The 22,238-nt window shown below is 60.7% G+C and carries 22 protein-coding genes and 1 pseudogene; 9 read left to right on the top strand and 14 right to left on the bottom strand.

Annotated features, from left to right (window positions below; all coding sequences use genetic code 11):
* Positions 1–303 precede the first annotated feature (303 nt).
* Positions 304–1,365, bottom strand: coding sequence for an FUSC family protein (locus ACI77I_RS14015; RefSeq protein ID WP_094950587.1), 1,062 nt, complete (start codon positions 1,363–1,365; stop codon positions 304–306).
* Between the two features lie 123 nt (positions 1,366–1,488).
* A complete protein-coding gene (locus ACI77I_RS14010; protein ID WP_094950588.1) occupies positions 1,489–3,105 on the bottom strand; it encodes an NADP-dependent glyceraldehyde-3-phosphate dehydrogenase in 1,617 nt (538 codons plus the stop codon).
* A 148-nt stretch (positions 3,106–3,253) separates the two neighbouring features.
* On the opposite strand from ACI77I_RS14010, the gene ACI77I_RS14005 reads away from it, so the two are divergent.
* From ACI77I_RS14005 to ACI77I_RS13985, 5 genes and pseudogenes are all read left to right on the top strand, one after another.
* A complete protein-coding gene (locus ACI77I_RS14005) occupies positions 3,254–4,102 on the top strand; it encodes a Dyp-type peroxidase (RefSeq protein WP_406997792.1) in 849 nt (282 codons plus the stop codon).
* Positions 4,103–4,153: 51 nt separating this feature from the next.
* Positions 4,154–4,298: pseudogene (locus ACI77I_RS14000) on the top strand (EscU/YscU/HrcU family type III secretion system export apparatus switch protein); the annotation flags it as partial.
* A 211-nt stretch (positions 4,299–4,509) separates the two neighbouring features.
* Complete coding sequence (locus ACI77I_RS13995) at positions 4,510–4,923, top strand: ester cyclase (protein ID WP_094950591.1); 414 nt, start codon at positions 4,510–4,512, stop codon at positions 4,921–4,923.
* Positions 4,924–5,265: 342 nt separating this feature from the next.
* Positions 5,266–6,642: an MFS transporter gene (locus ACI77I_RS13990; RefSeq protein WP_406997791.1), complete on the top strand. Its 1,377-nt coding sequence runs from the start codon at positions 5,266–5,268 to the stop codon at positions 6,640–6,642.
* 57 nt (positions 6,643–6,699) lie between these two features.
* A complete protein-coding gene (locus ACI77I_RS13985) occupies positions 6,700–7,827 on the top strand; it encodes an MFS transporter (protein WP_094950593.1) in 1,128 nt (375 codons plus the stop codon).
* Between the two features lie 5 nt (positions 7,828–7,832).
* On the opposite strand, the gene ACI77I_RS13980 is transcribed toward ACI77I_RS13985, so the two are convergent.
* Entirely contained in the window at positions 7,833–8,354 is a 522-nt protein-coding gene (locus tag ACI77I_RS13980; protein WP_406997790.1) for a DUF3087 domain-containing protein, read from the bottom strand.
* A gap of 118 nt (positions 8,355–8,472) precedes the next feature.
* Between ACI77I_RS13980 and ACI77I_RS13975 the strand changes: the two genes are divergently transcribed.
* Both ACI77I_RS13975 and ACI77I_RS13970 read left to right on the top strand, forming a co-directional pair.
* Positions 8,473–8,649: a hypothetical protein gene (locus ACI77I_RS13975; protein ID WP_176462926.1), complete on the top strand. Its 177-nt coding sequence runs from the start codon at positions 8,473–8,475 to the stop codon at positions 8,647–8,649.
* Positions 8,650–8,664: 15 nt separating this feature from the next.
* A complete protein-coding gene (locus tag ACI77I_RS13970) occupies positions 8,665–8,862 on the top strand; it encodes a DUF6021 family protein (RefSeq protein ID WP_094950595.1) in 198 nt (65 codons plus the stop codon).
* 64 nt (positions 8,863–8,926) lie between these two features.
* Here the strand turns inward: ACI77I_RS13970 and ACI77I_RS13965 are convergent, their stop codons facing one another.
* Entirely contained in the window at positions 8,927–9,163 is a 237-nt protein-coding gene (locus ACI77I_RS13965; protein WP_094950596.1) for a DUF6555 family protein, read from the bottom strand.
* A gap of 120 nt (positions 9,164–9,283) precedes the next feature.
* On the opposite strand from ACI77I_RS13965, the gene ACI77I_RS13960 reads away from it, so the two are divergent.
* Both ACI77I_RS13960 and ACI77I_RS13955 read left to right on the top strand, forming a co-directional pair.
* Positions 9,284–10,117, top strand: coding sequence for an arylamine N-acetyltransferase (locus tag ACI77I_RS13960; protein ID WP_406997789.1), 834 nt, complete (start codon positions 9,284–9,286; stop codon positions 10,115–10,117).
* A 124-nt stretch (positions 10,118–10,241) separates the two neighbouring features.
* Positions 10,242–10,994: an outer membrane beta-barrel protein gene (locus ACI77I_RS13955; protein ID WP_094950598.1), complete on the top strand. Its 753-nt coding sequence runs from the start codon at positions 10,242–10,244 to the stop codon at positions 10,992–10,994.
* Between the two features lie 222 nt (positions 10,995–11,216).
* Here ACI77I_RS13955 and ACI77I_RS13950 read toward each other — a convergent pair whose 3' ends face one another.
* The 10 genes from ACI77I_RS13950 to nuoG all read right to left on the bottom strand — a co-directional run bounded on the left by ACI77I_RS13950 (position 11,217) and on the right by nuoG (position 22,113).
* A complete protein-coding gene (locus ACI77I_RS13950; protein ID WP_094950599.1) occupies positions 11,217–11,531 on the bottom strand; it encodes a DNA-binding transcriptional regulator in 315 nt (104 codons plus the stop codon).
* Entirely contained in the window at positions 11,521–11,871 is a 351-nt protein-coding gene (locus tag ACI77I_RS13945; protein ID WP_094950600.1) for a toxin, read from the bottom strand. Before ACI77I_RS13945 ends, ACI77I_RS13950 begins: the two co-directional genes overlap by 11 nt.
* 239 nt (positions 11,872–12,110) lie before the next feature.
* Entirely contained in the window at positions 12,111–13,574 is a 1,464-nt protein-coding gene (gene nuoN, locus ACI77I_RS13940; protein WP_094950601.1) for an NADH-quinone oxidoreductase subunit NuoN, read from the bottom strand.
* Positions 13,575–13,581: 7 nt separating this feature from the next.
* Positions 13,582–15,114: an NADH-quinone oxidoreductase subunit M gene (gene nuoM / locus ACI77I_RS13935; protein WP_064452906.1), complete on the bottom strand. Its 1,533-nt coding sequence runs from the start codon at positions 15,112–15,114 to the stop codon at positions 13,582–13,584.
* 46 nt (positions 15,115–15,160) lie between these two features.
* A complete protein-coding gene (nuoL, locus tag ACI77I_RS13930) occupies positions 15,161–17,014 on the bottom strand; it encodes an NADH-quinone oxidoreductase subunit L (protein ID WP_094950602.1) in 1,854 nt (617 codons plus the stop codon).
* Positions 17,011–17,319: an NADH-quinone oxidoreductase subunit NuoK gene (gene nuoK / locus ACI77I_RS13925; RefSeq protein WP_003174727.1), complete on the bottom strand. Its 309-nt coding sequence runs from the start codon at positions 17,317–17,319 to the stop codon at positions 17,011–17,013. The genes nuoL and nuoK overlap by 4 nt, the downstream gene beginning before the upstream one ends.
* A gap of 2 nt (positions 17,320–17,321) precedes the next feature.
* On the bottom strand, positions 17,322–17,825 hold the full coding sequence (gene nuoJ, locus ACI77I_RS13920) for an NADH-quinone oxidoreductase subunit J (RefSeq protein WP_003219561.1): 504 nt from the start codon (positions 17,823–17,825) through the stop codon (positions 17,322–17,324).
* Positions 17,826–17,834: 9 nt separating this feature from the next.
* Positions 17,835–18,383: an NADH-quinone oxidoreductase subunit NuoI gene (gene nuoI, locus ACI77I_RS13915; RefSeq protein WP_003174725.1), complete on the bottom strand. Its 549-nt coding sequence runs from the start codon at positions 18,381–18,383 to the stop codon at positions 17,835–17,837.
* An 11-nt stretch (positions 18,384–18,394) separates the two neighbouring features.
* Positions 18,395–19,402, bottom strand: a complete 1,008-nt coding sequence (gene nuoH / locus ACI77I_RS13910; RefSeq protein WP_083357964.1) for an NADH-quinone oxidoreductase subunit NuoH — start codon at positions 19,400–19,402, stop codon at positions 18,395–18,397.
* Positions 19,399–22,113, bottom strand: a complete 2,715-nt coding sequence (gene nuoG / locus ACI77I_RS13905) for an NADH-quinone oxidoreductase subunit NuoG (protein ID WP_094950604.1) — start codon at positions 22,111–22,113, stop codon at positions 19,399–19,401. The genes nuoH and nuoG overlap by 4 nt, the downstream gene beginning before the upstream one ends.
* Between the last annotated feature and the right edge of the window lie 125 nt (positions 22,114–22,238).

Below are 22,238 nucleotides of genomic sequence, written 5' to 3'. Positions count from 1 at the left end.
CTGTGCGGTAATACGCTTGAACTCAGCGAGACAACGCTATCGTAAACATAGCGTTGTCTCGCTTTCTTGCGTCAAACAGTCACCATTGGCATGCGTGCGCAGGCCCAGGCCTATGAACCAATACATTACCTATTATCTTTTTGAGGAACAGATCGATCCGACGATACGGTCTAATCCTTTTACGTCTTTCAGGTCAGCATAGAAACTCTGCGCAGTCGCTATATAGGTCCTGCTTGAAGCCACTGTAAGGAGTACTGAGTCGGGACAGTTCTACTCAACCGTAGACTGTTCTTTTTCCCTAACTCAAATCTTCCAATGGCTCGACGTTTTTGCCAACCGCTGACGCATGGCGTCGACGTTGCTCGCCAACTGCAACGTCAATAACCGATACCCATCCAGTGCACTCTGTACCGGCGCCTCCAACCCGGCTTCATCCGAGACCTGCGCGGCCGGTCGATCCAGCCGGTCGGTAAACCCCAACTTCAATGCCCGCGCCATCCCCACCAGATGCACCCGAATCTGCCGATGCTCGGCCTTCAACATCACCTGCATGCGCGCCATCGCCTGTTCATCGCGTGGATCGGGCCGAGTATTGCCGAGAATCTCCAGGGTGCTGATGCACATGCGCAAGTGTCGCTGGATGGCGTCCAACTCGGTCATGGAGATGCGCACTTCCTTGGACACCGACGGCATCAACGAGCGCAGTTGCAGCATCGCTGCATTCAGGCGGTTGAGCAGCTTGAAGTGCTCATCATCGGTGACCGACTGGCCGCTGATGATCCGGCTGTAAATCTCGGCACAGTCGCGCAATGCACTGGCCAGGTTGTAGCGCCACGAGTACACCGCGTACAGCGGCAGGGCGAAGGAGAACGCCAGCGCCAACACAATGCCGATCAGGATGTCCACGGTGCGCCACAAGCCATCCGAGATCGGGTTATCGCCGTGGCCGGCGACAATAAACACCGTGATCGCTGACAGCAGCGCGATATAACCGCCCTTGCCGATGGCGTGATAGGAAAAGAACCCGCACACCACCGACATCAGCAAGTAGGTCAGTAACGGCTGGCCGAAATAGGCCTGTTGCACCACCAGCAGCAAGCCGACGCTGGCGCCGATCAAGGTGCCATAGGCGCGCTCCACGGCTTTTTTGCCGATGTTGCCGTGGTGTTGCAAGCCGCCGATCACGATCAGCATGGTCACCGAAGCCCACTCACCGTGGGGCAGGTTAATGCCGGTGGTAAGCAGTATCGTCGCCAACAAACCGATGGACACGCGTACGGCGTGGATCAGCTTGGCATGGCGATAGCGCCGGTAGGGGTCGAGCAAGGGGCGCAACAGGCGCCGGGCGAAGAAGGGCAGGTTCATCGGTAGTTAAGTGGCCTCGGTAGTCAGGGCGAACGCGGTCTAAATTGTGGGAGCCGGGCTTGTGTGGGCGCTGGCTTGCCTGCTCCCACACAAGACTGCTTTCACTCAGGAATTGAGGTGTTCTTAGAAAATGTAGTCAGTGGTCAAAAAGCTCGAATCACGGTTGCGCAAGATATCGCTGACCAGCGCCTTGTTGCTCTCTTGGAACTTGGTCGCCACCAGGGTGCGGATCGAGAACACGCGCAACGCGTCATGGACCGACAGCGTACCCTCGGCCGAGTTCTTGCGGCCGTTGAAGGGGAACGTGTCCGGCCCGCGCTGGCATTGGGCGTTGATGTTGATACGGCCGACCTGGTTGGCAAACACATCCACCAGCCGCCCGACTTCCACGGCGTTGGTGCCGAAAATGCTCAGTTGCTGGCCGAAATCCGAGTCCAGCACATAGTCGATCACCGTCTCCAGGTTACGGTAAGGCACGATCGGCACCACCGGGCCAAACTGCTCCTCGTGGTACACGCGCATTTGCGGGTTCACCGGGTACAGCACCGCCGGGTAGAAGAACGAACCACGGCTGATGCCGCCGTTGGCATTCACCACTTGGGCGCCGTGCTGCGCCGCATCGCCCACCAGCGCGTTGAGGTAATCGACCTTGCCCACTTCCGGCAGTGGCGTCAGCGACACGCCGTCTTCCCACGGCATGCCAGGCTTTAACGTCGCAAGCTTGGTGTTGAATTTTTCGATAAAGCTGTCGACCACGTCTTCATGTACAAACAGGATTTTCAGTGCGGTGCAGCGCTGGCCGTTGAACGACAGGGAACCGGTGACAGCCTCGTTGACCGCATTGTCCAGGTCCACCTGGGGCAGCACGATGCCAGGGTTCTTCGCATCCAGGCCCAATGCCGCGCGCAAACGGTGCGGTTTGGGGTGCAGTTTTTTCAGGTCGCTGGCGGCCTTGTTGGTGCCGATAAACGCGAAAATATCAATCTTGCCGCTGGCCATCAGCGCGCTGACGGTTTCGCGGCCACTGCCGTAGATCACGTTGATCACCCCGGCCGGGAAGCTGTCGCGGAACGCCTCCAGCAGCGGGCGAATCAGCAACACGCCGAGCTTGGCCGGCTTGAACACCACGGTGTTGCCCATGATCAGCGCCGGGATCAGCGTGGTGAAGGTCTCGTTCAGCGGGTAGTTATAAGGCCCCATGCACAGCGCCACGCCCAGCGGTACGCGGCGGATTTGCCCGAGGGTGTCCTGTTCCAGCTCGAAGCGGCTGCTGCGGCGGTCGAGTTCTTTGAGCGCATTGATGGTGTCGGTGATGTAGTCGCAAGTGCGGTCGAACTCTTTCTGCGAGTCTTTGAGGTTCTTGCCGATCTCCCACATCAGCAGCTTGACCACCGCATCACGCTGTTCGCGCATGCGCCGCAAGAAGGCTTCCACATGCTGGATACGTTCAGCCACGCGCATCGTCGGCCATTCGCCCTGGCCACGGTCATAGGCGCGCACGGCGGCGTCGAGGGCGGTGAGGGCGGTGTCGGCGTCCAGCAACGGCGTGCTGCCAATATGCACGCGCTCATCGCCCAGTTGCACCGGGCTCAGCACCTGAGCCAACGGCCCGTTCCACACCTGCAACTGGCCGTCGACCAAGTAATCACGCTGTTCAATGGGCGCTGCGAGGCGAAATTGCTCGGGAATGTCGTTGGCGGAAGTCGGAAACAGCTGGGCGAGCAGGTTACTGGTGGTCATGTCGCTACCCCTGGAATAGTTGCAAAACATGACTAGAGAGTCGCCCAACAACCGGCTCTATGGCAAGGCTTGTGCGCTTTCTTGTACGCGCCGCTGTGTGTGTCACGCTCGTCGGAGTAAACTGCGCGGCTTTTCAGAAGGAGTTCACATGAGTCAGTACCAGCCGGGCATTCTTGCCGCACCGGTGCCGTTGCAGGCACGCCATCTGTTTTTTGCCGTGGATAGCCTGGCAGCCGTGCCCGCCGCATTGGACGCGCTGGTGCAGCTGGCGGATTCGGCCGCGGTGGTCGGTTTTGGTGAGCCGCTGGTAACCGCCTTGGGTGCAAAGGTTGAAGGCTTGCGCGCATTCCCGGCCGTCAGCGGCCCGGGCGCCCAGCAGGCGCTGTGGGTGTGGCTGCATGGCGTGGATCGTGGTGAGCTGCTGTTGCGTAGCCGCACCTTTGAAAAAGCCTTGGCCCCGGCGTTTCGCCTGGTGCAGATGACCGAAGGCTTCCGTTACAAGACCGGTTTCGATTTGACCGACTACGAAGACGGCACCGAAAACCCCCACGACGATGCAGCGGTTGAAGCCGCGATGACCGACAGTGGCGCCAGTTTTGCCGCGATCCAGCAATGGCAGCACGACCTCGACGGTTTTGCCGCGTTGCCTGCGCAAGAGCGCGACCACATCATCGGCCGCCGCCATGGTGATAACGAAGAGTTGCAAGACGCACCCGAGTCCGCCCACACCAAACGCACGGCCCAGGAAAGCTTCACCCCGGAAGCCTTCGTGGTGCGCCGCTCGATGCCTTGGGCCGAGAACGGTCAGGCGGGGTTGATGTTCCTTGCCTTTGGTCATTCCTTTGATGCGTTTGAAGCGCAACTGCGGCGCATGAGCGGGTTGGAGGATGGGATTGTGGATGGGTTGTATCGCATCAGCACGCCGTTGACCGGGGGTTATTACTGGTGCCCGCCGCTCAAGGATGGGCATCTGGACCTGAGTGCAATCTGCGTTTAGGCGCACATCTGAAACTGTGGGAGAGGGCTTGCCTGCGATGCAGGCAGCTTGGTATCCATGCAGCGCCGGCTATTGGGCCGCGACATGAAAATGACCCGCAGCGAAACCAAACGCGAACGCAAAGACATCGACGGCAACCCGCTGATCAAGCGAACGGCGGCGCAGATTGCCCGAAAAGCTGTGCCTGGCGACTCGGTGTCGTATGCCTCATTCCAAGCGGTAGCGGATGGGTGGGTCGTGGCGCGATTGATTTAAGCGCCGTGCAGGCTACGCTTGGTTAGCGCTTTGGGTTCAGAGGGAGTATCTGCTCAGCAGGAGCTGAAGTTGTATCTGTCACAGGCGAGGGATGGACGCGTTAACCGTCAGGTTGTCGCTGAACTGTTTCCAACTTTCCTAGGAGTTTCAACATGACAGATCAACAGCGTAATTTGATCAACGAGTGGGCCGAGAGCTGGTCCACACCCTCAAAAGAGCGATTTCTCGCGATATTTTCAGAGACGACTGTCTATGAGGACAAGGCCGCGCGGCAAATCATGCGCGGACGGAACGAGTTGGGCGATTTTTTTGACCAGATCAGAAAGGCATTGCCCGATTTCAAGGTTATCAGCGACCTGATCAGCCTTGGCGAGCGCGGCGGGACGATTCAGTGGCATATGACGGGAACCCAAAAGGGCGAGCTGTTCGGTTATGGCGCAACTTACAATCAGATCAACGTGGATGGTACCTGCGTGATCAGGATTCAGGACAATAAAATTGTCGAATGCACCGATTACTACGACATGAAAACGCTGTACCGTCAGCTCGGTTTCGACAACAACTGAAGGCAGGGACCACCTGAATGATCGTTCCCACCCTGTGTGGGAACGCCTCCCGTGACGCTCTGCGTTACCACCTTGAGAGTGGACGCGGAGCGTCTATGGAGCGATCACACTGGCGGTGCTGGAAGCGGGGCAGGGAGGCGATGCGCAGCTTGGGCTCCTGCAACCGCGCCAAGTCCGTCGCAATCTGCGCCTGTCACAACAAGCCCGCTCTCCACAGAAAGCCTTCTGCTCACTATCGCTCCACAGTGGACATGAAAACTTTGACAGACAGGCAAACGGCCACTGAAAAATTTCCCGGCTGCCCGTAATCTAAACGCCTTTGTTACCAGCGCCAGGTTGTTCATGTCTTCTGCTGCCGATGGGTTGCCCGCCAATAAACGCCTGCCGGCAGTGATCGCCCTTTCTTTGGGGATCGGCATGGCCACCCTGGACACGGCTATCGTCAATACGGCGCTGCCGACCCTGGCCGAAGGCATCGGCACCGACTCCGCCTCGGTGATCTGGGTGGTCAACGCCTACCAGTTGGCGATTATCGCCACGGTGCTGCCGTTCGCGTCGTTGAGCGATGTGCTGGGGCACCGCCGGGTGTACCTCGGCGGGTTGCTGCTGTTTATTATCTCGTCGCTGTTTTGCGGGCTGGCCGGGTCGCTGCTGACGCTGACCGCCGCGCGCGTGGCGCAAGGCCTGGGCGCGGCGGCGGTGATGAGCGTCAACACCGCGTTGCTGCGGCATATCTACCCTTCAAAAATGCTTGGGCGTGGCCTGGGTTATAACTCGTTGGTGGTGGGGCTGGCGTTCACCCTCGGGCCGACCGCTGCGTCGGCGATTCTGTCGGTGGCGACCTGGCATTGGTTGTACCTGATCAACGTGCCGCTGGGGCTGCTGGCCCTGGGGCTGGGCCTGCGTTCATTACCCACGCTGCCCATGACCGGCCACGCCTTCGACCGTCTCGCCGCGTTGCTATGTACCGGGTTGTTTGCCCTGCTGGTGCTGGGCCTGGGCACGGCGGTACACGGTGCCCAGGGCGCACTGACCTTGGGCCTGATCGCCGTGGCGCTGATGTGCGGCGCGGTGTTGCTGCGCCGCCAGGCCGGTCATCCGGCGCCGATGCTGGCTCTGGATTTGTTCAAACGGCCGGTGTTTGCGCTGTCTTCCCTCACCGCGATCTGCGCGTTCAGCGCCCAGGGCCTGGCCTTTGTGTCGCTGCCGTTCCTGTTGCAGGCGGTGCTCGGCCATAGCCAGGTAGAAACCGGGTTTCTGATGACGCCGTGGCCGGCAGTGGTCGCCGTCATGGCCTTGGTGGCGGGGCGCCTGGCGGATCGGGTGTCGCTGGGCGTGCTGTGCGGCGTCGGCTTGCTGATGCTCAGCGTGGGCATGGCCGCGTTGGCGAACTTGGGCAATGGCGCGTCAGCCTTTGATATTGGTTGGCGCATGGCCCTGTGCGGCGCCGGGTTTGGCTTTTTTCAATCGCCCAACCTCAAGGCGATCATGACCAGCGCACCGTTGGCCCGCAGCGGTGGGGCCAGCGGCATCGTCGCGATTTCGCGGTTGCTGGGCCAGACGCTGGGGGCGTCGTTGGTGGCGTTCTGTTTTCATCTGTCCCTGGGCAGCGGCCCGCAATACGCGCTGTGGCTGGGTTGCGGGTTTGCACTGGTGGGCAGTGTGGCCAGCGGCCTGCGTTTACTGCCCTATGGAAAAAAGCCGGATAGATCGTTGTAAAACCCGGCGTGAGAAGGCTAACGTTGCGACCTGAATATTTCGGGATGTTTCAGATTTATGCCCAGCCTGGCCCAACGCACTGCTGATCTCACCTCCCGACGCGCCGCGCTGACCCTCGCGTTATGCCTGCCCAGTGACGTGCTGCTCTACTTGCTGCTGCCCATGCAATCCCAGGCCTTTGGCATCACGCTGGCCCAGGCCGGGGTGTTGCTGGCAGCCAACCGCCTGGTGCGGATTTTCGGTTACCGGCATGTGTTGAATTTCTACGCGCGCAACGGCGACCGGCTGACCTGCATGATCGCCGCCGGTGCTGCCACGGTGTGTGCCTTGGGCAACTCGCTGTTGTCGGGTTTCGCCGCATTGCTGGGGTTACGACTGATCTGGGGCCTGTGTTTTGCCGCGTTGAACCTCTCGACCCAAGTGTTGGCGACTTCCGAACCCGCTGGCGCAGCCCGCCGTGCGGGGCGTTCACGGGCGGTGATCGCCCTCGGGCCGATGCTGGCGTTGCCGCTGGGTGGCTGGCTGACCTTATGGGCCGGGCCGCGCCCGATCTTTGTGATTCTCGCCGGTTGCTGCCTGGTCGGCCTGTGGGTGGCGCGCGGCTTACCCACCGCAAGCCATGACTTGCACAGCACCGGGCGACGCTTCAAGTGGCCTGACAGTGTGGCAACCTGGTCGTTTATCGAAGGTGTGGCGCTCGATGGGCTGTTTATCTTTGGCTTGTCGATCCAGGCACAGAAGCTTCTCGGCGGCGATGCGGTGCTGATCGCCGGTGGCCTGATGGCCCTGCGGTATGCCTCGGAGATGCTCCTGAGCCCGTTGGGCGGCCGGGCGGCGCAACGTTTTGGCGCGACCTCGATGCTGCTGCTGTTTTCGTTTTTGAGTGCCCTGGCCCTGACCGCGTTCGGCAGTTATTGGGTGATCGTCGGCGCGGCGGCGGTGCTGGTGCTGCGCGCGCTACAACTGCCGCTGGTGACCACCTTGGTGGCCGAGCGCAACCCCGGTTCGATGCGTGTTTCAGCCCTGGCCTCCAACGCAGTGTGGCGCGACGTCGGCGCCGGCCTCGGGCCTTTGCTGGCCGGCCTGTTGCTGCCGGTGGCCTCGGCGCCCTGGGTGTTTGGCCTGGCTGGCGCGGCAATCGCGGTGAGCGCGGTGTTCTGCTGGCGAACTAAGCTTTCTAACTGACGCTGTCAGGCCTTTTTAACGCTGCCCAGCCAGGCGGGGTCGAGGCGGGTTTGCTCGGTGTCGATCCTCAAGCCCTGCATCTTCGCGGTGTGTACGTCGATCTCGCCGACCAATTGCGCCTGGGCGCTGGAGTTGGCCTCCAGTTCATGCATCTGCGTGAGCCCCAAGTGGTAAAAACGCAGCAGTTTGATCGCCGTCGGGTCGTTGGCTTGCACGCGTTCGGTGACCTTGTGCATCACGTTGGTGACGCTCATCAAGCTGCGCTTGAGCTGCCAGCCATACACCGCCGGCGCCAGCCAAGGCTGAGTCCAGAACGGGCCGCGCACCAGGGCGACGGTGATCAATACGCCGGCGAACACGCCGCCGACATTGAAGCGAAAGTTGTCACCGCCGGGCGTGCCAAACAGCATCACCGCCAGGCTCGACAGCAGCATTGCCAGGGCCACGAACAGCACGGCGATGATAAGCGTGCTGCGTCGGGTCTGTTGGCGGAAGGTGGCAGGGTCGCAGGGTTTGAGCTCGAACATCCGGGTCAGGTCTCAAGAAGGGGCGGGGTGGCATCTTCGCACGCTTTGCGCAATCAAGTTGAACGATGGCTCGCGGCGGTTTCTCTAAACCTGTGTAGCCACCGTGAGGTAGACCATCATGCCCGATTATAAACAGCCACCGCCTGGTACACCCAACCCCGACCGCACGCCCGGCGAAGAGGAACGTGACAACGATGCGTTGCGTCCCAATGACCCGGCCCAGCGTCATGACGACGATGTGGAGCGGGTCGAGGAAGACCTGGAAAACCTGCACGACAAAGCCCGCCCGCTTTAAGTTTAGGAGGTCACTGTGAGCAATCCCCCGAAAGGCCCGCGTTCAAGCGAGCATGCCAGCGGCAAGGACGAACTGGGCTTTGACCCGGATTCCCCCGACGTGTCCGACCCGCAGGTCGACCCCATCGGGCCTGCGATAGCCCCGCTGGACAAGGAAAAGCAGCCGAAAAAAAAGCCGCCCTACGATCCGTTGGGCGACTTGAAGACAACGTGAAGCACCCGCATCAGACCCGCCATCGCGGGGCTGATGTTTATGGGGCTTGTTTATGCGGCTGTGCTTACTTGGGCGGTACCCAAGTGACCTCGGTAATACCGAACTTCTCCGCCCAAGGCCGGGTGGTTTTTTTCACCTGTTCGTGACCTACACGCCCAATGCGGCTGACATGGGCGATGTCGGCATCCACCGCGGCCCAATGCCAGGCCTCGGCGTTGTTCATGACTTCTGCGCGCACCACAAAGGACTTCGGTTGACCGTGCAGCTGATAGTTGATGGTGTAGATTTTTGCGGTACTCATGTTGCCTCCCTGTCTTGTTATAGATGGATAGGCAAGTGTTCAAAAAGGTTCAGTCAAAATGACAAGTCGCAGGCTGGCACGGCATAGTGACGCCTTCGCCACGCGCTCAAGGATCGCGCCATGCCCCGATTGACTCACCGTCAGCTCTACCTGCAACGCCTGGGCTATGACTCGCCGCCACCGCCAACCTTGCAAACCTTACGCGAACTGCAGTTGCGCCATGTGTGCACCTTCGCCTTTGAGAGCCTGTCGACACTGCTGCGCACCCCGGTGCCAATCGACTTGCCGAGCATCGAGCAAAAGGTACTGCTCGACGGGCGTGGCGGGTATTGCTTCGAGCTGAACCACATGTTTCTGACGCTGTTGCAGGAATTGGGCTTCGAGGCGCGCGGCCTTACCGGCTGGGTGGTGATGGGCGGGCCAACGGATGCGCGCACCGGTCGCACCCATCGCCTGAGCCTGGTCACCCTGGATGGCGTGCGCTACGTCACCGACGTCGGCTTCGGCGGCATGGTGCCGAGCAGCCCGTTGCAGTTGGACACGGACGCAACCCAGGCCACCGCCCATGAACCCTATCGCCTGACGTTCAATGGCGCCGATTACACCTTGTGGGCCCAGGTCGGCGAGGAGTGGCGTGGCTTGTATGTGTTCGACCTGCAAGAGCAGGCGGATATCGACTATGAAATCGGCAACTGGTACGTGTCGACGCACCCGGCTTCAACGTTTGTCGGTCAACTCAAAGCCGCGCTGCTCGCGCCGGGCAAACGCTACACCTTGAATAACGCCAACTATGCCGTCCACTACCTGGATCGGCCCAGTGAAAAGCGCGCAATCGAGAGCGCCGATGAGCTGTTGACAGTGCTGCACGAGACATTGGGCATTCGTCTGCCGGCCCATCCTCTGCTTCGCGAAGCCCTTGATGGCTTAGTAATGGCTAACTCGAAAGAGACTTGAGGTAGAGCCTTCACTGAATCGTTTTTGCTCCAAGTCGACGCAAATTAATTCGAACCTTTGGCGAAAGCCGGGGTTCGAACCGTTTCCTGAATAATTTGCTCACCAGACAAGGAGATGTAAAACGATGTCCAAGCTATTCGGAAAACTGCTTAAGGGTTCCTCGCTGCTGGCGCTGGTCGCCGCGCCTGCCGTGGTGTTCGCCGCACCGTCCACCGGCCCGATTTCCATCCTCGGTTTGCAGGGCAGCTATAACGACTTCAAACTTGAAGGCGGCAGCAAAAGCGACAAGGACCACATGCCCGAAGCGGGTCTGTTCTACAACTTCGGCAACAAGCTCACCGCCGAGTCCGGCTTTATCTACCAGGCCGGTATCGAAGCCAAGTACGGCGAAAAGAGCGACAACAAGCTCAAGGAAGGCCAGGCTGACCTGGACCTCGGCTGGCGTGCCGCGCTGGACGCGCGCAACTTCGTCGACGTGATTGTGGGCGGTGGCTACAGCTGGACCCGCTACGAGCCGGACACCAACGATTACGACGTCAAGCTCACCAACAAATCGCCGTTCGCCAAGGCCGCACTGGGTTACAACCACCAGTTCGATGACATGACCCTGCGCGTCGAAGCCGGCGCCCGTCGTACCATCGACGGCCGCTCCAGGCTCAAGGTCGACGGCGTCGGCAGCGACACCGTGGACCTCAAGGACCGCACCAACCCTTACGCCGAAGTCAGCCTGCTGATGAACCAGAAGGGCGACTTGCCGGTGATGGCGGGCCTGTATTACACCCGTACCGAATACAAGCTCGACGATGACTCGTATGTCGCTGACAACACCAAGCTCAAGCGTGACGAGTACGGTTTCAAAGTCGGTATCGCGTTCTAAGCGAACGCCTGGATGCGGGGCGGCCAACGCCCCGCATTCGACTGCGCCATCAAGCTTCCTTTGTATCCGCCAACCCCCCCGAACGCGCTACTGCGGCCAGTGGCATGTCTGAAGTGCAGTATCGCTGCATTCTTTCAGATAAAGCGCTGCGCCTGGTTTTGGGGCTGCTTCGCAGCCCAACGCGGGGCAAGCCCGCTCGCCACAGAGGTTGCGACGAGTCTCTCAACCTAATGCAGCGAGTTGCGCCACGGTTTCTGGAAACCGCGCCACCAGCCGAATCAAGGTGGCGGCCTGGGCATTTGGCTTTGCGCGGCCTTGCTCCCAGTTTTCGAGGGTACGGACGTTGGTGCGCAGGTACATAGCGAACACCGAACGGGAGAGGTTGAGCTGTTGGCGCACGGCGACCACTTCTTCGGCCGTCAGCGGGGCCAGGTTGTTGAGCCGGACCTTGTGGGTGCGCAGGGTGACTTTGCCTTGGCGTTCTTCAGCCAGTGCGTCGAAGCCTTCGACCAGTTCGGAAAAGATTTCACGTTTCATGGTGTGTTCTCGCTTTGATTTCCCTGTCCAGCATGTGTTTTAGGGCTTTTTTGTGATGGGGGGCCAGGTCGTCCTGTTCGTGCTTGCCGTACAGGGTGAACAGCCAGAATTGCGTACCGCCCGACCACCAGTAGTAAATGACCCGCAGGCCACCGCGTTTGCCTTTGTTACGTCGCTCATCCACGAAGCGAACCTTGCGTAACCCGCCAGTTCCCTCGATCACGTCACCCGCTTCCGGGTTTTTCATCAACTCCTGTTGAAAGCCTTGGAAAAGCTCGTCACTCAGATAGTCCTTGCGATGCCGCTCGAAGGCCGGCAATTCGATAAATAGAGCATCCATGTTCTGTACTTAGCCTGCGTATAGTTTGGTGGCCCACTCGCCATGGGTCAAGTGACCTGGTTGTGGGAACTTTCCTAAAACGCAACCACCATACGGCGGCCTTCGGCGCGCAGATGCCAGATGCAGAGGCAGATAGAGAAGGAAATTTCCGCGAGTAGGGGAGGGTAAAACTACCTGCCCTCAGAAACGCAAAACGGCGCCCGAAGGCGCCGTTCTGTTTACCGCATGTTACTAAGCGATCAAACGCCCAGCACCGCGTGCTGCACCAGGGTGAGCAACGGTTGTGGGTACACACCCAGGAAGAACGCGAGCAGGGCGATAGCCAGCAGCATCACGCCACCGGCTTTCTGTTCCCAGTGCAGCTCGGCATCCACACGGCGCAGGTTTGGCTCGATCAGGTACAGGGTGACCATCACGCGCAGGTAGTAGAACACGCCGATGGCGCTGCCCAGTACCAAGGACGCAACCAACCACCATTCGTGGGCTTCAACGCCGGTGGCAACGATGTAGAACTTGCCGATAAAGCCTGCGGTCAGCGGGATACCCGCCAGGGACAACATCATCACGGTGAGTACGGCGGTCAGGTACGGACGGCGCCAGAACAGGCCGCGGTATTCGTACAGAGCGTCGGCATCACGGCCTTTGAACGGCGAGGACATCAGCGTGATCACACCGAACGCGCCGAGGCTGGTGATCACGTAGGTGACCAAGTACACGCCCATGGCTTCCACGGCCAGGCCTTTGCTCGCCACCAGGGCGATCAGCAGGTAACCGAAGTGGGCGATGGACGAATAGCCCAGCAGACGCTTGAGGTTGTTCTGGGTCAGGGCCAGCAGGTTACCGAACAGGATCGACGCAATCGCGATAATGGTCAGCACGTTGCTCAGCACGCCGGTGTTGGCGGCAGGGGAGATCTGGAACAGACGCACCATCACCGCAAACACCGCAACCTTCGACGCGGTGGCCAGGAACGCGGCCACTGGCGCCGGGGCGCCTTCGTACACGTCCGGGGTCCACAGGTGGAAAGGCACCAAGGACAGCTTGAACGCCAGGCCGATCAGCATCATCGCCAGGCCCAGTTGGGCAATCGGTGCAGGGCTATTGGTAGTCGCCAGGGCGTGACCGATACCGGTGAAGCTCAGGCTGCCGGCTTCTGCGTAAAGCAGGGCCATACCGAACAACAGGAACGCGGAACCGGCGGCCGACAGCACCATGTACTTGATGCCGGCTTCCAGGGAGCGCTTGTTGAAGAAGGCGTAGGCCACCAAGCCGTAAGTCGGGATCGACAGCAGCTCCAGGCCGATGAACAAGCCGGCCAGGTGCTGCGCGCTGACCAGCACGATACCGCCGGCCGCAGCCAGCAGGATCAGCAGGTACAGCTCTTCCTTGTTGCCTGGGTAACCGGTGCCGCCTTCGCCGAGGTAGGCGTGGGCGAGGGTGACGCAGGCCAGGGTGGCGACGAGGATCAACGCGATATACAGCAGCGCGAAGTCATCGACCATCATCAGCGGGGTGACCGCCAGTGGTGCAACCTTGAGGGCCGGGATGATCGACAGCAGGGCCAGGTTCAAACCGGCACAGGACAGCAGGAACGTTTGTGAGTGATTGCGGCGCCAGGCGATCGCCAGCATCACCGCTACAACGGTGAGGCTGGTGATCAGCAGCGGCGCAAGCGCGATAAAGTGTTGGATCGTGAATTCCATAGCGCTCTTACCGTGCCGAAGCGAGTTGAGTGAAGGCGGTGCTGAACCACTGCTGCACGCCATGCATCGTCGCGGCAGAAGTGTCCAGGAACGGTTGCGGGTACACGCCGATGTAGATCAGCAGTACCGCAAGGCCGAGCACCATGATCAGTTCGCGAGCATCCATCCCTTGCAGAACGGTGTCGGACTTGGCCGGGCCGAAGTACGCGCGGTGGATCATGATCAGCGAGTAGACCGAACCGAACACCAGGCCGGAAGTAGCAATGGCGCTGATCCACGGCGTGTGCACGAACGAACCCATCAGGATCAGGAACTCGCCGATGAAGTTACCGGTACCCGGCAAGCCCAGGGACGCGGCGGCAAAGAACAGGCTGATCGCCGGCAGGTACGCAATCCGCGACCACACGCCACCCATCTCACGCATGTCACGGGTGTGCAGGCGCTCGTACAACTGGCCGCTGAGGATAAACAGCGCGGCGGCCGAAACACCGTGGGCCAACATCTGGATCACTGCGCCTTGCAACGCCAGCTGGCTGCCGGAGTAGATGCCGATCAGTACGAAACCCATGTGGGAAACGGACGAGAAGGCAATCAGACGCTTGATGTCGGTTTGGGCGAAGGCCAGGAACGCACCGTAGAAGATCCCGATCAGACCCAGGGTCATGGCGATCGGCGCAAACTCGGCCGAGGCATTCGGGAACAGCGGCAGGGCGAAACGCAGCAGGCCGTAGGCCGCGGTTTTCAGCAGGATGCCCGCCAAGTCCACGGAGCCCGCAGTCGGCGCCTGGGCGTGAGCATCCGGCAGCCAGGAGTGGAACGGCACCACCGGCAGCTTCACCGCGAAGGCGATGAAGAAGCCCAGCATCAGGATGTACTCGGTGGTCAGGGACATCTTGGTTTTCAACAGGTCGGCGTAGTTGAAGGTAATCACGCCCGTGCTGTTGAAGTTGACCAATACCAGACCCAGGATCGCCACCAACATGATCAGGCCGGAAGCCTGGGTGAAGATGAAGAACTTGGTCGCCGCGTAGATCCGGGTTTTCTTGCCGTCCGAAGAACTGTGACCCCAGAGCGCGATGAGGAAGTACATCGGCACCAGCATCATTTCCCAGAAGAAGAAGAACATGAACAGGTCCAGCGCCAGGAACACGCCGACAACACCGCCCAAAATCCACATCAGGTTCAGGTGGAAGAAGCCCACGTGACGCTGAATCTCTTTCCAGGAGCAGAGTACCGAGAGGATACCCAGCAGGCCGGTCAGCAGGATCATCAACAGCGACAGACCGTCGAGGGCCAGGTGCACGTTAATGCCGAAGCGCTGGATCCACACGTGCTTGAATTCAAGCGCGAAGGTTGGATCGGCACCCGGTGCCGGAGCGAATGAATAGTCACCATGGGCCCACAGCCAGAGGCCGAGCGCGAGTTCCAGGGACATGGTCAGCAACGCAATCCAGCGGGGCAGGGTGGCGCCGAAGCGTTCACCCATCCAGCAGAGCAGGCCGCCGATAAAGGGGATCAGGATTAGCCAGGGCAGAATCATGACGGGCTCGTTTCCTTTCGCAAGTTCGCAAAGTGCATAGACATAGTCAGACCGCTACCACCACGATGGCGCCGATCACCAGAACGGCACCGGCCGCCATGGAAGCTGCATACCAGCGCAGTTGGCCAGTCTCGCTGCGGCTCAGGGCGGTGTGACCGGCCTTGGCAGCGCGCGGGATCAAACCGATGGTCTGGTCGAGCGGGTCTTTGCGCAGTACATGGCTGATGGCTAGGTAAGGCTTGACGAACAGTTTGTCGTAGATCCAGTCGAAGCCCCAGGCAGCGAACCACCAGGCCGACAGGAAGCGCCCGATGCCGCTGTTGGCAACAGCCGTAACGAAGCGACGCTTGCCGAGGAACAGCAGGGCCGCCAGCAGGATACCCGCGATGGCGATGGCGCCCGAGGCGATCTCCAGGCTGTGCTTGGCGGCGCCACCGGCATGGCCGGCGCTTTCCGGCAGTACACCGGCCAGTGGTGGGGTGATCATGGCGCCGATGAAGGTCGACAGGATGATCAGCACCGACAGTGGCAACCAGTGGGAGATACCGTGGCCTGCGTGTGCTTCGGTCTTGGCTTCACCGTGGAAGGTGATGAAGATCAGGCGGAAGGTGTACAGCGAGGTCATGAAGGCACCCACCAGGCCTGCGTACAGCAGGTTCTGGTTGCCGCTGGCAAAGGCTTCCCAGAGGATTTCGTCTTTGGAGTAGAAACCTGCGGTCACCAATGGCAGGGCAGCGAGTGCGGCACCACCGACGATGAAGCTGGCGTAGGCCAACGGCAGTTTCTTCCACAGGCCACCCATCTTGAAGATGTTCTGCTCGTGGTGGCAGGCAACGATCACCGCACCGGAGGCAAGGAACAGCAGGGCCTTGAAGAAGGCGTGGGTCATCAGGTGGAAGATCGCCGCGTCCCAGGCACCCACGCCCAGGGCCAGGAACATGTAGCCGATCTGGCTCATGGTCGAGTAGGCGAGGATACGCTTGATGTCGGTCTGCACCAGCGCGGCGAAGCCGGCCAGTACCAGGGTCACGCCACCCACCAGGCCGACGAGATGCAGAATCTCCGGCGCCAGGGTGAACAGGCCATGGGTACGTGCAATCAGGTAGACACCGGCAGTTACCATGGTTGCCGCGTGAATCAGTGCGGAAACGGGAGTAGGACCGGCCATCGCATCCGCCAGCCAGGTTTGCAGCGGCAGTTGCGCGGATTTACCCACGGCGCCACCCAGCAGCATCAGGGTCGCCAGGGTGATCCAGAAGTCACCGACCTGGAACTTCTGCGGTGCCAGCACCAGCAGTTCCTGGATGTTCAGCGTGCCCACTTGTTGGAACAGGATGAACAGGCCGATGGCCATAAACACGTCGCCGATGCGGGTGACGATGAACGCCTTGAGTGCCGCGTTACCGTTGTTGCGGTTGCTGTAGTAGAAACCGATCAACAGGTAGGAGCACAGGCCCACGCCTTCCCAGCCGAAGTACAGGAACAACAGGTTATCGCCCAGCACCAGGAACAGCATGCTGGCGATAAACAGGTTGGTGTAGGCGAAGAAACGCGAGTAACCGGCTTCACCGCGCATGTACCAGGACGCGAACAGGTGGATCAGGAAGCCCACACCCACCACCACGCCGAGCATGGTGATCGACAGGCCGTCGACGTAGAGGGCGAAGTTGGGCTTGAAGCCTTCCACCGACATCCACTGCCACAGCACCAGGGTGTAGTGGCCGCCTTCCGGCGGCGCCACGTTGAATTGCCAGATGACGTAGGCGGCGACAATTGCCGACAGGCCAATGGAGCCCACACCCACCAGGGCGGACAGGTTTTCCGACCAGCGTCCACGGGAGAACGACAGCAGCAGGAAACCGATCAGGGGAAATACGAAAGTCAGAAAGATCATGTTCATCCGCGCATCTCACTGGCAGCGTCGATATCAAGCGTGTGGAAGCGACGATACAGTTGCAGCAGGATCGCCAGGCCAATACTGGCCTCGGCGGCTGCCAGGCTGATCACCAGGATGAACATGACTTGCCCATCCGGCTGGCCCCAACGTGCACCTGCAACGATGAAGGCCAGTGCGGCGGCGTTCATCATGATTTCCAGGCTCATCAACACGAACAAAATGTTACGGCGAACCATCAGGCCGACCAGGCCAAGGCAGAACAGGATGCCGGCGACCGCCAGACCATGCTCCAAAGGGATAGCAGGCATCGTCATTGCTCCTTGGCTTCGTTGCGGCCCAAGTGGAAGGCGGTGATGGCTGCAGCCAGCAGCAGCATCGAAGCCAGTTCGACCACCAGCAGGTACGGGCCGAACAGGCTGATGCCCACGGCCTTGGCGTCTACGGTGGTGTGGCCGATGGCCTGGCCGCTCTGGTGAGCGAACAGCACATACAACAGTTCACCCAGCAGCAGGGCTGCCAGGATGACCGGGCCGAGCCAGATGCCGGGCTTGAGCCAGACGCGTTCCTGGGCGACCGAAGCCGGCCCCAGGTTGAGCATCATCACCACAAACACGAACAGCACCATAATGGCGCCGGCGTAGGCGATCACTTCCAACACACCGGCGAACGGTGCGCCGAGGCTGAAAAAGGTCATGGCCACGGCGATCAGCGAAATGATCAGGTAGAGCAGGGCGTGCACGGGGTTGGTGTTGGTGATCACGCGAAGCGTGGACACCACTGCAATACCCGACGCGAAATAGAAAGCGAATTCCATCTTTCTTCCTTAAGGCAGCAAGCTCTTCACGTTGATCGGCTCGGCTTCGTTTTGTGCGGCGCCCTTCGGCTTACCGGCAACGGCCATACCTGCAACACGATAGAAGTTGTAATCAGGGTTTTTACCGGGACCAGAGATCAGCAGATCTTCTTTCTCGTACACCAGGTCCTGACGTTTGAACTCGGCCATCTCGAAATCCGGTGTCAGCTGGATCGCGGTGGTCGGGCAAGCTTCCTCGCAGAGGCCGCAGAAAATGCAGCGCGAGAAGTTGATGCGGAAGAAGTCCGGGTACCAGCGACCGTCTTCGGTTTCAGCTTTCTGCAGGGAGATACAACCCACCGGGCACGCCACGGCGCACAGGTTGCAAGCTACGCAACGCTCTTCGCCATCGGGGTCGCGGGTCAGCACGATACGGCCGCGATAGCGCGGCGGCAGGTACACCGCTTCTTCCGGGTATTGCAGGGTGTCGCGTTTGCGAAAGCCATGGCCGAAAACCATCACCAGGCTTCGCAACTGGGTACCGGTACCCTTAACGATGTCGCCAATATATTTGAACATGGGTCAAATCCTCACTGAACCGCGCCGGCTGGCGTGTTCAACAACACAACAGCAGCCGTCACCAGCAAATTGATCAGGGTCAGCGGCAGGCAGAATCTCCAGCTGAAATCCATCACTTGGTCATAGCGTGGGCGCGGAATAGACGCGCGCAGCAGGATGAACAGCATGATGAAGAACGCCGTCTTCAAGAAGAACCAGAAGAACGCCAGTTGCGGCAGGATGTTGAAAGGGCCGTGCCAGCCGCCGAAGAACAGCGTGACCAGCAATGCCGAGATCAAGATGATGCCGATGTATTCACCGACGAAGAACATGCCCCATTTCATGCCGGCGTATTCAATGTGGTAACCGTCGGCCAGTTCCTGCTCCGCTTCCGGCTGGTCGAACGGGTGACGGTGAGTCACGGCGACGCCAGCGATGAAGAACGTACAGAAGCCAAAGAACTGCGGAATGATGAACCACAGGTTCTGCGCCTGGTACTCGACGATGTCGCGCATGTTGAACGAGCCAACCTGCACCACGATGCCCATCAGCGCCAGGCCCATGAACACTTCGTAGGACACGGTCTGGGCCGACGCCCGCAAGCTGCCCAGCAGGGCGAACTTGTTGTTACTGGCCCAACCGGCGAACAGCACCGCATAGACCGACAGACCGGCCATGGCGAAGAAGAACAGCAAGCCGATGTTCAGGTCCGCCACGCCCCAGGTCGGGGTGATCGGGATAACGGCGAAGGCAATCAGCAAAGCGCTCATGGCCACGACCGGTGCCAGGGTGAAGATCACCTTGTCGGCAAACGGCGGGGTCCAGTCTTCCTTGAAGAACATTTTGAGCATGTCGGCAGCGATCTGGAACATGCCGAATGGGCCGACGCGGTTCGGACCGTAACGGTCCTGCCACCAGCCCAGCAGGCGACGTTCGACGAAGCTGAGCAAAGCGCCCGCGACGACCACGGCCAACAGGATCACGATGGCCTTGACGACCGAGATGATCACGTCGATCACTTCAGGGGTGAACCAGGTCATTGCGCTGCCTCCTGCAGACCGTCAACGGTTTGGCCAAAGATCGCCGGTGGAATACCCGCGAGGCCTTTTGGCAGTGCAACCAGGCCGGCACCTAACTCATCGCTGATGCGCAGCGGCAGACGCAGGGTCTTGCCACCCACGTTCAAGCTGAGCAGGGCACCGTCGTTGACGCCCAGGCGGTCGGCTTCGGACTTGGCCACGGACACATAAGCGGCGGGGATGCGCTGTTGAACCGGTGCGGCTTTGGAAGAGGTCTCTTCGCTGCCGAACAGGTGGAAGAACGGCACAACCTGCCAGGTGCCCTGTGCCGGGTTGAATGGACGCGGTACGGCGGCAAACCAGTTCAGCGAGTCACCGGTGCTTTCGATCAGGCGGGTGCCCGGGTCGCCAGCGCGGATGTGACCACCGACTTCGTCCTGGAACTTGTTCCAGGCTTGCGGCGAGTTCCAGCCCGGCGACCAGGCAAATGGCACCTGCTGACGTGGCTCGACCGAACCCGAGTAACCTTCCATGGAGAAGGCGAACGCGGTGTCGATGTCTTGCGGCGTACGCGGTTCATGCACGCTGATATCAGCACGCATGGCGGTACGGCCGGAGTAACGCAGCGGTTCACGGGCCAGTTTCATGCCCTTGATGCGGAACGATGCAGACGGTGCAGCGTCGACAATCCGCGCCAGCTGCGGCGCGCTGGCAGCGGCGGCGGCTGTTACGTGGTCGAGCTGGGTCCAGTCGATCGGCTGGTTCAGCAAGGTTGCGCGCAGGGCATGCAGCCAGCGCCAGCCTTCGTGAACCAGAATGCTGGCGTCCATGTACTTCGGATCGAACACCTGGAAGAAGCGCTGGGCGCGGCCTTCCTGGCTGACCAGGGTACCGTCGCCTTCGGCGAAGGTGGCGGCTGGCAGTACCAGGTCGGCGCGATCGCTGGTGGCGGTCTTCTGGTGGTCGGCAACGATCAGCACTTTGGCGGCATCCAGCGCGGCGTCGACCTTGGCCGAATCCGTGCGGGTGTACAGGTCGTTTTCCAGTACCACAATGGCGTCAGCGTTGCCGTCGATCACGGCTTGCAGGGCTGCGTCCAGCGATTCGCCACCGAGCATGGCCAGGCCGAGGCTGTTGGCTTCCGGCACGACCAAGCTGATGGAGCCGTTCTTGTCGCGCAGCTTCAAGGCTTTGGCGATGTTGGCGGCGGCTTCGATCAGCGCTTTGGAGCCCAACGAGGTACCGGCAATGATCAGCGGGCGCTTGGCGGCAAGCAGGGCGTCGGCGATGCGTTGGGCCAGTTCAACGGCTTCAGTGTCCAGGCCTTCGACGGCAGGCGCGCTGGCGTCCAGGGCGTGGGCCACGGCGAAACCGATGCGGGCCAGGTCGTCAGGTGCGGCGTGGACGCATTCTTCGGCGATGTCGTCGAGTTTGGTTTCTGCAAGGCTGGCGATAAACAGCGGGTTCAGCGCGTGCTGGCCGATGTTTTTCACCGCGGCGTCGAGCCAAGGCTGTACGCGCATGGCGTCGGCCATCTCTTCGGCCTTGCCTTTGACCGACTGGCGCAGCGACAGCGCGATACGCGCGGCGGTCTGGGTCAGGTCTTCGCCGAGCACGAAGATCGCGTCGTGGTCTTCGATGTCACGCATGTTCGGAACCGGCAGCGGGCTGTCGTTCAGCACTTGCAGGACCAGGCGGATGTGCTCCAGCTCTGCGGCTTCGATACCGCAGTAGAAGTGCTCTGCGCCGACCAGTTCGCGCAACGCGTAGTTGCTTTCGAGGCTGGCGCGTGGCGAACCGATACCGACGATGTTGCGGCCGCGCAGCAGGTCGGCGGCTTTATCCAGCGCGTCGTCCAGGCTCAGCTTGGCGCCATCGGCCAGCAGTGGCTGGCGCGGGCGGTCTTCGCGGTTGACGTAGCCGTAGCCGAAACGGCCACGGTCGCACAGGAAGTATTGGTTGACCGAACCGTTGAAGCGGTTTTCGATGCGACGCAGTTCGCCGTAGCGCTCGCCCGGGGAGATGTTGCAACCGCTGGAGCAGCCATGGCAGATGCTTGGCGAGAACTGCATGTCCCACTTACGGTTGTAGCGCTCGGAGTGGGTCTTGTCGGTGAACACACCGGTCGGGCAGACCTCGGTGAGGTTGCCGGAGAACTCGCTTTCGAGCACGCCGTCTTCAACGCGACCGAAGTACACGTTGTCGTGGGCGCCGAATACGCCGAGGTCGGTGCCGCCAGCGTAGTCTTTATAGAAACGTACGCAACGGTAGCAGGCGATGCAGCGGTTCATTTCGTGGGAAATGAACGGGCCGAGGTCCTGGTTCTGGTGGGTACGCTTGGTGAAGCGATAACGGCGCTCGTTGTGGCCGGTCATCACCGTCATGTCTTGCAGGTGGCAGTGACCGCCTTCCTCACAGACCGGGCAGTCGTGGGGGTGGTTGGTCATCAGCCATTCGACAACGCTGGCGCGGAACGCCTTGGATTCTTCATCTTCGATGGAGATCCAGGTGTTGTCGGTGGCTGGGGTCATGCAGGACATGACGATACGACCACGGGTGTCGTTTTCGTCGGTGTACTGCTTGACCGCACACTGGCGACAGGCGCCAACGCTACCGAGGGCTGGGTGCCAGCAGAAATAAGGGATGTCGAGGCCTAGTGAGAGACATGCCTGTAACAGGTTGTCTGCCCCATCGACTTCGAGCGCTTTGCCGTCTACGTGGATAGTGGCCATGGTTCAAAGTTCTTCGTTGGCCCGTTGTCAGCGGGCGTGGCTAATGGAATCTTGTTATTCATGTGCATCAACACAGCCATAAAGGCGTCAGCACATGAGAAAGCGAAGGGCACGGACCCTTCGCC

Origin of the sequence: Pseudomonas sp. D47 (genome assembly GCF_045447305.1) — a bacterium.
Lineage (GTDB): Bacteria > Pseudomonadota > Gammaproteobacteria > Pseudomonadales > Pseudomonadaceae > Aquipseudomonas.
Note: the sequence above shows the minus strand (reverse complement) of the source record. Positions and strands in the feature narration are given on the sequence as shown.

Coding starts and splice junctions, on each gene's coding strand:
- ACI77I_RS14015 (WP_094950587.1), bottom strand. CDS start 1,365: ATGAACCTGCCCTTCTTCGCCCGGCGCCTGTTGCGCCCCTTGCTCGAC.
- ACI77I_RS14010 (WP_094950588.1), bottom strand. CDS start 3,105: ATGACCACCAGTAACCTGCTCGCCCAGCTGTTTCCGACTTCCGCCAAC.
- ACI77I_RS14005 (WP_406997792.1), top strand. CDS start 3,254: ATGAGTCAGTACCAGCCGGGCATTCTTGCCGCACCGGTGCCGTTGCAG.
- ACI77I_RS13995 (WP_094950591.1), top strand. CDS start 4,510: ATGACAGATCAACAGCGTAATTTGATCAACGAGTGGGCCGAGAGCTGG.
- ACI77I_RS13990 (WP_406997791.1), top strand. CDS start 5,266: ATGTCTTCTGCTGCCGATGGGTTGCCCGCCAATAAACGCCTGCCGGCA.
- ACI77I_RS13985 (WP_094950593.1), top strand. CDS start 6,700: ATGCCCAGCCTGGCCCAACGCACTGCTGATCTCACCTCCCGACGCGCC.
- ACI77I_RS13980 (WP_406997790.1), bottom strand. CDS start 8,354: ATGTTCGAGCTCAAACCCTGCGACCCTGCCACCTTCCGCCAACAGACC.
- ACI77I_RS13975 (WP_176462926.1), top strand. CDS start 8,473: ATGCCCGATTATAAACAGCCACCGCCTGGTACACCCAACCCCGACCGC.
- ACI77I_RS13965 (WP_094950596.1), bottom strand. CDS start 9,163: ATGAGTACCGCAAAAATCTACACCATCAACTATCAGCTGCACGGTCAA.
- ACI77I_RS13960 (WP_406997789.1), top strand. CDS start 9,284: ATGCCCCGATTGACTCACCGTCAGCTCTACCTGCAACGCCTGGGCTAT.
- ACI77I_RS13955 (WP_094950598.1), top strand. CDS start 10,242: ATGTCCAAGCTATTCGGAAAACTGCTTAAGGGTTCCTCGCTGCTGGCG.
- ACI77I_RS13950 (WP_094950599.1), bottom strand. CDS start 11,531: ATGAAACGTGAAATCTTTTCCGAACTGGTCGAAGGCTTCGACGCACTG.
- ACI77I_RS13945 (WP_094950600.1), bottom strand. CDS start 11,871: ATGGATGCTCTATTTATCGAATTGCCGGCCTTCGAGCGGCATCGCAAG.
- nuoN (WP_094950601.1), bottom strand. CDS start 13,574: ATGGAATTCACGATCCAACACTTTATCGCGCTTGCGCCGCTGCTGATC.
- nuoM (WP_064452906.1), bottom strand. CDS start 15,114: ATGATTCTGCCCTGGCTAATCCTGATCCCCTTTATCGGCGGCCTGCTC.
- nuoL (WP_094950602.1), bottom strand. CDS start 17,014: ATGAACATGATCTTTCTGACTTTCGTATTTCCCCTGATCGGTTTCCTG.
- nuoK (WP_003174727.1), bottom strand. CDS start 17,319: ATGCCTGCTATCCCTTTGGAGCATGGTCTGGCGGTCGCCGGCATCCTG.
- nuoJ (WP_003219561.1), bottom strand. CDS start 17,825: ATGGAATTCGCTTTCTATTTCGCGTCGGGTATTGCAGTGGTGTCCACG.
- nuoI (WP_003174725.1), bottom strand. CDS start 18,383: ATGTTCAAATATATTGGCGACATCGTTAAGGGTACCGGTACCCAGTTG.
- nuoH (WP_083357964.1), bottom strand. CDS start 19,402: ATGACCTGGTTCACCCCTGAAGTGATCGACGTGATCATCTCGGTCGTC.
- nuoG (WP_094950604.1), bottom strand. CDS start 22,113: ATGGCCACTATCCACGTAGACGGCAAAGCGCTCGAAGTCGATGGGGCA.